This window comes from Thermoanaerobaculia bacterium (assembly GCA_018057705.1).
Lineage (GTDB): Bacteria > Acidobacteriota > Thermoanaerobaculia > Multivoradales > JAGPDF01 > JAGPDF01.
This window is the reverse complement of the sequence record JAGPDF010000077.1, coordinates 14,182-22,345: the sequence shown is the minus strand read 5'-3', so window position 1 is coordinate 22,345 and position 8,164 is coordinate 14,182. Positions and strand designations below refer to the sequence as shown.

At 68.5% G+C, this 8,164-nt stretch carries 6 protein-coding genes; 5 read left to right on the top strand and 1 reads right to left on the bottom strand.

Going from position 1 to position 8,164, the window contains the following annotated elements:
* Window positions 1-2,249, top strand: a 2,249-nt coding sequence (locus KBI44_17910) for a protein kinase (GenBank protein ID MBP9146359.1), incomplete at its 5' end; no start/stop codon positions are given.
* A 9-nt stretch (window positions 2,250-2,258) separates the two neighbouring features.
* Here KBI44_17910 and KBI44_17905 read toward each other — a convergent pair.
* Window positions 2,259-3,989: a cation:proton antiporter gene (locus KBI44_17905; GenBank protein MBP9146358.1), complete on the bottom strand. Its 1,731-nt coding sequence runs from the start codon at window positions 3,987-3,989 to the stop codon at window positions 2,259-2,261.
* A 116-nt stretch (window positions 3,990-4,105) separates the two neighbouring features.
* Between KBI44_17905 and KBI44_17900 the strand changes: the two genes are divergently transcribed.
* The 4 genes from KBI44_17900 to KBI44_17885 form a co-directional block, all read left to right on the top strand.
* Window positions 4,106-5,347 carry an efflux RND transporter periplasmic adaptor subunit gene (locus KBI44_17900; protein ID MBP9146357.1) on the top strand — a complete coding sequence of 414 codons (1,242 nt, stop codon included), beginning with the start codon at window positions 4,106-4,108 and terminating at the stop codon, window positions 5,345-5,347.
* 30 nt (window positions 5,348-5,377) lie between these two features.
* Entirely contained in the window at window positions 5,378-6,589 is a 1,212-nt protein-coding gene (locus KBI44_17895; GenBank protein MBP9146356.1) for an ABC transporter permease, read from the top strand.
* Entirely contained in the window at window positions 6,582-7,871 is a 1,290-nt protein-coding gene (locus KBI44_17890) for an ABC transporter permease (protein MBP9146355.1), read from the top strand. Before KBI44_17895 ends, KBI44_17890 begins: the two co-directional genes overlap by 8 nt.
* Window positions 7,872-7,947: 76 nt before the next feature.
* A partial coding sequence (locus KBI44_17885) for a hypothetical protein (GenBank protein ID MBP9146354.1) occupies window positions 7,948-8,164 on the top strand: 217 nt, incomplete at its 3' end.

Below are 8,164 nucleotides of genomic sequence, written 5' to 3'. Positions count from 1 at the left end.
GATTCCTGCACGGCGGCCGCTCTCCCGAGGGGATCTGGTATCTGGCTCTCGAGTTCGTCGACGGCGTCGACCTGCTGACCTGGGCCTCCGAGCACGAGCTCGATCTCACGCAGCGGATCCGGCTCTTTCTCGCCGTTCTCGAACCGATCCGCTACGCGCACGAGCGCGGAGTCGTCCATCGCGACCTGAAACCTCGCCACCTGCTCATCGATCGCCAGGGCCGGCCCCGCCTGCTCGACTTCGGCATCTCCAAGCTCCTCGTTCCGGGAGCCGAAGCCGACGCCGCCGTCACGCGCACCGGCACGCGGGCTTTGACTCCCGCCTACGCGGCGCCCGAGCAGTTCCGCGGCGATCCGGTATCGCCCGCGACCGACGTCTTCGCGCTGGGGGTCGTGCTGTGCGAGCTGCTCGCCGGCCGGCGCCCGTTCGCGGCCTCGACACAATCCGCGGCGGCCTACGAGCAGGCGGTCCTCGAAACCGAGCCCGACCTCTCCGGTCTCGACGTCGCGCTCGAGGACATCTGCCTCCAGGCGCTCGCCAAGCGTCCGGACGATCGCTACGGTGACGCCGGCGAGCTCGGGCGCGACCTCGAGCGCCTTCTCGCCGGGGGTGCGGTCGCGGCGCGAGCGGGGGGCGGTCTGCGGCGCACGGCGAGGCGCCTCCTCTGGCGACAGTTCCCTCGCGCTTCGGCGGCCGCCGTCATCGCGATCGCTGCCTGCGCGGCGATCGCGGTCGTCGCTGCGATCCTTGCTGCCTGGGCACTCCGACCCTCGGACTCCGATCCAGGAGCTCTGCCGGAGAGACCGGTCGCGGCCGCTGTCACCGAGCCCCCGCCGCGCACCTTTCCCTTTGGTCATCTCGACGCGAGCGACATTCCCGGGCTCGAACGTGGCTTCGCCGCCGCTCCGGAGAGTCGCGAAGCCGGCGCTCACCTCGCCCTCGCGCTCGATCAGAGGCGCCGGCTGCCGGAGGCGAGACTGATCGCGGCGCGCCTGCGCCAGATTCCGGGGACTCCGGGCGATCCACTGCTCGACTACGTCGACGCGACGCTCGCCAACTCCTCGGACGAGCCGCAGCGTGCGCTCGTCCTGTTCACCCGCGCGCTCGACGGCGCGATCGCCCGGCAACGCGGCGAGCTCCTGGGCCAGATTCGAGCCTCCCGTGGCCGGCTCCTGTCGACGCTCGGCGAGCGCGCCGAGGCCTATCGCGAGATGGACCTCGCGCGGGTCCATTTCGAGCGTGCTCGCGATCTCGAGGCGCTCGCCCGCGTGCTCAACGATCTCGCGATCGAACATCTGATCCGTGGCGAGCTCGACGAGGGAAAGGGCCTGCTCGAGCGCTCGATCGACGCAGCGCGTCAGGGAGGATCGCCGCCGACGCTCATGCTGCACAATCTCGGGCAGCTGTCCACCTTTCGCGGCGACCCGGGGCGCGGCGAGGCCCTCCTGCGAGAGGCCGTCGCCGACCGGCGGCGGGAGGGAAATCCATTCCGGCTCGGCGAGGTCCTGGCCGCGCACGCCGAGGCGCTCGACGACCTGGGCCGTCGTCCGGAAGCGATCGCCAGCCTCGACGAGGCGGCCGCGATGCTCCGCAACGTCGACGACAAGTCGGCGCTCGTCGCTGCGCTCTACCTCCGGGGAGCCATCGCGGTCTCCGCCGGCGATCTCGACCGGATCGAGCCGCTCGCCAGCGAGCTCGAACTGTGCGGCACAAAGACCGGTGGCTATCTCGGCCTGATCAGTTCCTATGCCCTCCGGGGACTCTGGGCCGACGCCCGCGAAGACCGGACAGCGATGCGGCGCGAGTTCGGGGCCGCGGAGGAGCTCGCGATCGCGAAAGGACATCTCGATTTCGCCGCGGCGACCGAGGCGGCCCATGCCACGGCCCTGCTCCGCGCTGGCGACACCGAGGCCGCCCGGGCGACGGCGCTCCGGGCGCTGGGCCGCCTTCCGGAGGGCAGCGCCACCAGCGCTCCGATGGCCCTCGCCCAGTCGGTCCTGGCGCGCCTCGACGCCGTTTCCGGAGAGCTCCACCCGGCACGTGAACGGCTGGCCCTCTTCGGCGACGATGCGACGCGGTCGAGCAGCGTCTCACGGCGGATCGCGCTGCTCACCGCGCAAGCGACGCTCGAACGGGCGGGCGGAAGACAGGAGATCGCTCGCGACCTGTTCGACCAGGCCATCGAGCTCGCTCGGGGCGCCGGACGGCGACGCGAAGAGCGCGATCTCCGCAACTCCCGCGACCTCTGAGGAGATCCGTCAGCGCGGCGCCGGCCCTGCTGCCTCGAGCCGCTCTTCGACGTAGACCATCATTCCTGCCGCGAGCTCCTGCTCGCCCATGAAGACCCTGCCGACGCGCTCCTCGCGAAGGAACTCCGCCTCTTCCTCGCTATGCGTCCGGACGACGGTGTCGATACCGGGGTTCAGGATGCGCGCGATCTCGATCATCTTCCGGGTCGCGAAGGCGTCCGGTGTCGCGATCACCAGCATGCGGGCGCGCATGACGTGGGTCTGCGCCATGACCACCGGATCCGAAGCATCGCCGGAGACCGCATGCACGCCGCGGGCGCGCAGGTCTTCGACGATCTCGCGGTTGCGGTCGGCGACGACGAAGTGCACCCCGTTCGCTGCCAGCGCCTCGCCGATGCGGCGCCCGACTCGCCCGAAGCCCACCAGCACGACGTGACCGGTGAGCTCCTTCTCCCCCACCTCCATCGGCAGGGCGGCCAGCGGGTCGACCGGCCTTTCCAGGGCGTTGGCCCACGCCGAGCGCCTCCGGATCCAGGCCTGGGCCGGCTGGAGCGCGGCGAAGACGATGTGGTTGAGGCTGATCGATACCAGCGCTCCGGCGAGGATCAGATCCCGCCCTTCGACCGGCAGGAGCCCGAGACCAACACCCATGCCGGCGAGGATGAACGAGAACTCGCCGATCTGCGCTCCGGTCGCCGCGATCGTCAATGCGGTGTTCAGCGGATAGCGGAAGAGCAGCACCAATCCAAAGGCGATCGCGAACTTGCCGACGATGATGATCGCGACGACGACCGCGACACGGGCCGGCTCGCGCATCAGAATCGCGGGGTCGATGAGCATGCCGACGGCGACGAAGAAGAGAACCGAGAAGGCGTCCCGGAACGGCAGCGACTCTTCGGCCGCGCGGTGCGCGAGCGCCGACTCGCGCAGCATCATGCCGCCGAAGAAGGCGCCGAGGGCGAAGGAAACGCCGAAGACCGCCGAAGAGAGGTAGGCGATGCCCACCGCCGCCGCCATGACACAGAGGGTGAAGAGCTCGCGCGAGCCGGTCTTGGCCACCTGCCAGAGGAGCCAGGGAAAGAGCCTCCTTCCGCCCACCAGCATGACGCCGACGAAGATTCCCAGCTGCACGATCGCCAGGAGAAGTGCGAGGCCAAGGCTGCTGGCGCTGAAGAGCGGCGCGGCGGCAGGTGCGGCGCTCGCGGCGGGGGCGCCCAGAAAACCACCGAGCGCCGGCAGTAGCACGAGGACCAGGACCATGACGAGGTCCTCGACCAGGAGCCATCCGATCGCTATGCGTCCGTTCAACGAGTCGACCAGTCCGCGATCCTCGAGGGCGCGCAGCAGCACGACCGTGCTGGCCACCGAGAGAGCCAGGCCGAACACCAGGCCGGCCCCCAGGGTCCAACCCCAGAAGTGGGCGGCCCCCATCCCGAGGAAAGTCGCGAGGGCGATCTTCGCCAGGGCACCGGGGACGGCGATCCCCCGGACCTCCTTCAAGTCGTCGAGCGAGAAGTGCAGCCCCACCCCGAACATGAGGAGCATCACCCCGATCTCCGACAGTTGCTGGGCGAGGTCGACGTCGGCCACGAAGCCCGGGGTGGCCGGCCCGATCAAGACGCCGGCGAGCAGGTAGCCGACGATGGCCGGCAGCTTCAGGCGCAGTGCGAGGAAACCCAGCAGCAGGGCCGCGCCCAGGGCGACCGCGATGGTGGTGACCAGTGAGAGCTCCCCGTGCATAGAGATATCCTCTCATCCGGCGCCGCCGGTCAGGGATCTTTCTCCCCCGGCGCTGGAACATTCTCGGCCCTGCCGCGTAGAAGATTCAAGCAGTTGATTCCAATAGGAGCAGCGAGATGACTCGGACGAAGAAGATCCTCGCGATCGGGATTCCTGTCCTGATCGTGATCGGAGTGGCCGCAAAGATGATCAGTGGGGCCGACAAGAAGTTCCCGGTCGTGACGGTCCAGAAGGCCGAACGGACCGATCTCCGGAGCCTGGTCACGGCCACCGGCAAGACGGAGGCCCAGCGCAAAGTCGACCTTTCCGCCAACGTCATGGGCCAGATCGTGAACCTCGCGGTGCGCGAGGGCGATGCGGTCAAGAAGGGCGACTTCCTGTTGCAGATCGACCTCACCCAGCGCCGCGCGACCGCCGTCGGCGCCGAGGAATCTCTCAAGGCGCTCTTTTTCGACCGCGACGCCGCCCGCGCCCAGGCCGAAGAGGCGAAGAAGAACTTCGAACGCGCCGAGCGCTCGTTCAACGACCAGATCATTCCGCAGGCCGACGTCGACCGCGCCCGCGCCGCCTTCGAGGGCGCCGATGCCAACTGGAAGGCGGTCGAGCGCCGCATCGCGCAGTCGCGCGCCAACCTGGCCGGAGCCCAGGACGAGCTGTCGAAGACCAAGATGCTGTCGCCGATCGACGGCGTGATCACCGCCCTGCCGGTCGAAGAGGGCGAGGTCGCGGTCATCGGCACGATGAACAATCCCGGCACCAAGCTGATGACGATCTCCGACATGGGCACCGTCGAAGCGGTGATGGAGGTCGACGAGACCGACATTCCGAACGTCAAGGTCGGCCAGACCGCCGAGGTCCGGATCGACGCCTTCGGTGAGCGCAAGTTCGAGGGCATCGTGACCGAGGTCGGCTCGAGCCCGATCGCCTCGGCCGGCGGATCGACCGACGCCGCCGTCAACTTCGAGGTCCGGATCCAGCTCCAGGACCTGCCGCCCACCATGCGACCCGGATTCTCCTGCTCGGCGGACATCCTCACCGGCACGGCCGCCGGCGTGCTGGCGGTGCCGATCCAGGCCCTCGTGGTGCGCGAGAAGGAGACCGAGGGCGAGGCCAAGCCTGAGGAGGAGGAGGGCGTCTACATCCTCAAGACCGACGGCAAGAAGAAGACCGCCGCTTTCGCCGTTGTCACCGCCGGCATAACCGGCGAGACCCAGGTCGAGATCCAGAGCGGCCTCGAGGACGGCGACGAGGTCATCACCGGCCCCTTCAAGGCGCTGCGCGAGATCAAGGACGGCGACCGCGTACGGCTCGAAGAGCCCAAGAAGTCGGACGACAAGTCGGGCAAGAAGAAGGACTGACGAGCGGCCCTCCCCTCGACGCCGAGCGCCATGGAGACCCTTCGAATCGCCGTAACCGCCCTGCGCACCAACAAGTTGCGCAGCTTTCTGACGCTCCTCGGCGTGATCATCGGGGTAATGACCGTCATCGCCGTGGTGTCGATCGTCACGGGCCTGAACGACTTCGTCACCGAGCAGCTCTTCTCGCTCTCGCCGGACGTCTTCGTGATCACCCAGTTCGGCATCATCACCAGCCAGGAGGAGTTCCTCGAGGCGTTGAAGCGCAAGCGGATCAACGTCGACGACGCCCGCGCCGTCGAGCGGCTCTGCTCCGCCTGCGGCGCTGTCGGGATATCGGCGCGTTCCAACCAGACCCTGAAGCGCGAGGGCGAGAAGCTCGACGAGGTCCAGGTCAACGGAACCACGGCCAACATGGCTGTCCTCAGCAATCTGGACCTCGAGGCCGGACGCTTCTTCGTCGACTCGGAGGTCGAGCACGCCGCGCCGATGGTGGTGATCGGCTCCGACATCAAGACCGAGCTCTTCGGGCAGCTCGACCCGCTCGGCCGCCTTGTCTGGGTCGAAGGCAAGCCGTTCAAGGTCATCGGCCTGCTGCGCAAGCAGGGAGCGGTGCTCGGACGCAACCAGGACAAGCAGGTCTTCGTGCCGCTGGGCACGTTCCGCAAGCAGTTCGGAACGCGCCGGAGCCTCACCCTCTTCGTCCGCCCGGCGGAGGGCATGTCCGGGCTCGAGAAAGCCCAGGACGAGGTGCGCGGCATCCTGCGCGCGCGCCGCCACACCCCGTTCGGCGGCAAGGACCCGTTCGGCCTGATCTCGGCCGGCGCCGTCGAGGCGGTCTGGCGGCAGATCTCGGCCGGCGCCTTCGCGCTGGTGATCTTCATCTCCGGCATCTCGCTCGTGGTCGGCGGCATCGTCATCGCCAACATCATGCTGGTCTCGGTGATCGAGCGCACCCGCGAGATCGGCATCCGCCGCGCGCTCGGGGCGCAGAAGAAGGACATCCGCCGCCAATTTCTCGCCGAGGCCGTGATGCTTTCGCTGGGCGGCGGGCTCGCCGGCGTGGCGCTCGGCATGCTGATCGCCTGGGGGCTCTCGGCCGCTTTCCCTCTGCCTACCAAGGTCACCCCGGGGCTCGTCACCGTCGGTCTCCTGCTCTCGGTCGTGACCGGATTCTTCGCGGGCTACTTTCCGGCCCGGAAGGCGGCGAACCTGACGCCGATCGAGGCGCTGCGCTATGAGTAAGGCCTTCTTCGCCGCGTTGCGACGCGGCTTTCTCGAGAACGTCCTGTTCGCCAAGACCGCGATCCTGGCGCACAAGCTGCGCGCCGCCCTCACCGTGCTCGGCATCGTCATCGGTGTGTCGACGGTGATCGCCATGGTGTCGCTCATCGCCGGCTTCAACAACAGCGTCACGGCGAGCTTCGAGTCGTTCGGTGCGACGCTCGTTCAGTTCCAGAAGTACGACCCGCAGTTCGGTCCCGGCAACCAGCGTGATCCCGAGATGCGCCAGAGAAAGCCGTTGACCTACGAGGACGCCATCGCGATGAAGGAGCTCTGCCCGTCGATGCGGTCGGTGTCGCCGGAGCGCTATTGGTTCCCGGGGAACAACGGCAGCTCGGTCCCGACGGTCAACTTCGACGGCGAAGAGGCGAATCCCGACACCATCGTCGGGGTGGTCCCCGACTATCTCGACGCCAACTCCAAGCAGACCGGCGAGGGCAGGTTCATCAACGAGACCGACGTGCGGCGCTCGGCACAAGTGATCGTCATCGGCTTCGACATCGCCGACGCGATCTTCCCGTTCGTCGACCCGATCGGCAAGTGGGTGCAGTTCGGCGGCCGGCGCTACGAGGTCATCGGCGTGATGGAAGAGCAGGGCGCGACGATGTTCGAGTCCACGGATGCGCACGTCTACCTGCCGATCACGACCTTCGACCAGGCCTTCCCCTGGGTCGAGAAGGAAGGCAACGGCGTCAACATCGCGACCGTGCCGAAGGATCCCCTGCTGACGGCCCAGATCGTCGAGGAGGGCACCAACGTCCTGCGCCTGCGCCGCGGCGTGCCGTTCAACAAGCCGAACGACTTCGGCATCATGACTCCCGACAAGCTGATCGGGAACTTCCAGGCGGTCACCGGCGGCGTTGCGCTGACCATGCTCCTCATCGCCTCGATCTCGCTGCTCGTCGGCGGCGTCGGGGTGATGAACATCATGCTCGTATCGGTCACGGAGCGCACCAAGGAGATCGGCCTCCGCAAGGCTCTGGGCGCCGTCCGCCAGGACATCCTCACCCAGTTCCTGATCGAAGCGGTGACGCTCTCGGCGGTGGGCGGAGTGATCGGCGTCGGCGTCGGGCTCGGCATCGCCCTGGTCGTGCGGACCTTCTCGCCGCTCGCCGCCGCCGCCCCGTTCTGGTCGATCGCCGTCGGCCTGGGGGTCTCGATGACCGTCGGCCTGGTCTTCGGCATCTTCCCCGCCTACCGCGCCGCCAAGCTCGATCCGATCGACGCCCTGCGCTACGAGTAGCCCTCCCCCGAGGCTGGCTCCCGGGTCCCTTCCGGGTATAGACTTCAGGGCCAGTCTTATGAAGCGGTACTCCCCAATGTCGAAAGCGGGGCTGAGCGTTGCGCTCGGCCTCCTGCTTGCGTCCGCGAGCGCGCCGGCGAGGGCCTCGTTCGAGCCTCTCGACGAGGCGGCGCCGACGCTTCGGACCTTCGAGCTGATCCCGGCCGAACGTGCCGGGGAGTTGCCCGCCGAGCTCCTCGCCCGCGAAGCGACACCCTCTTTCGCCGAGGCCCTGGGCCTTTCGGCAGCGTCCG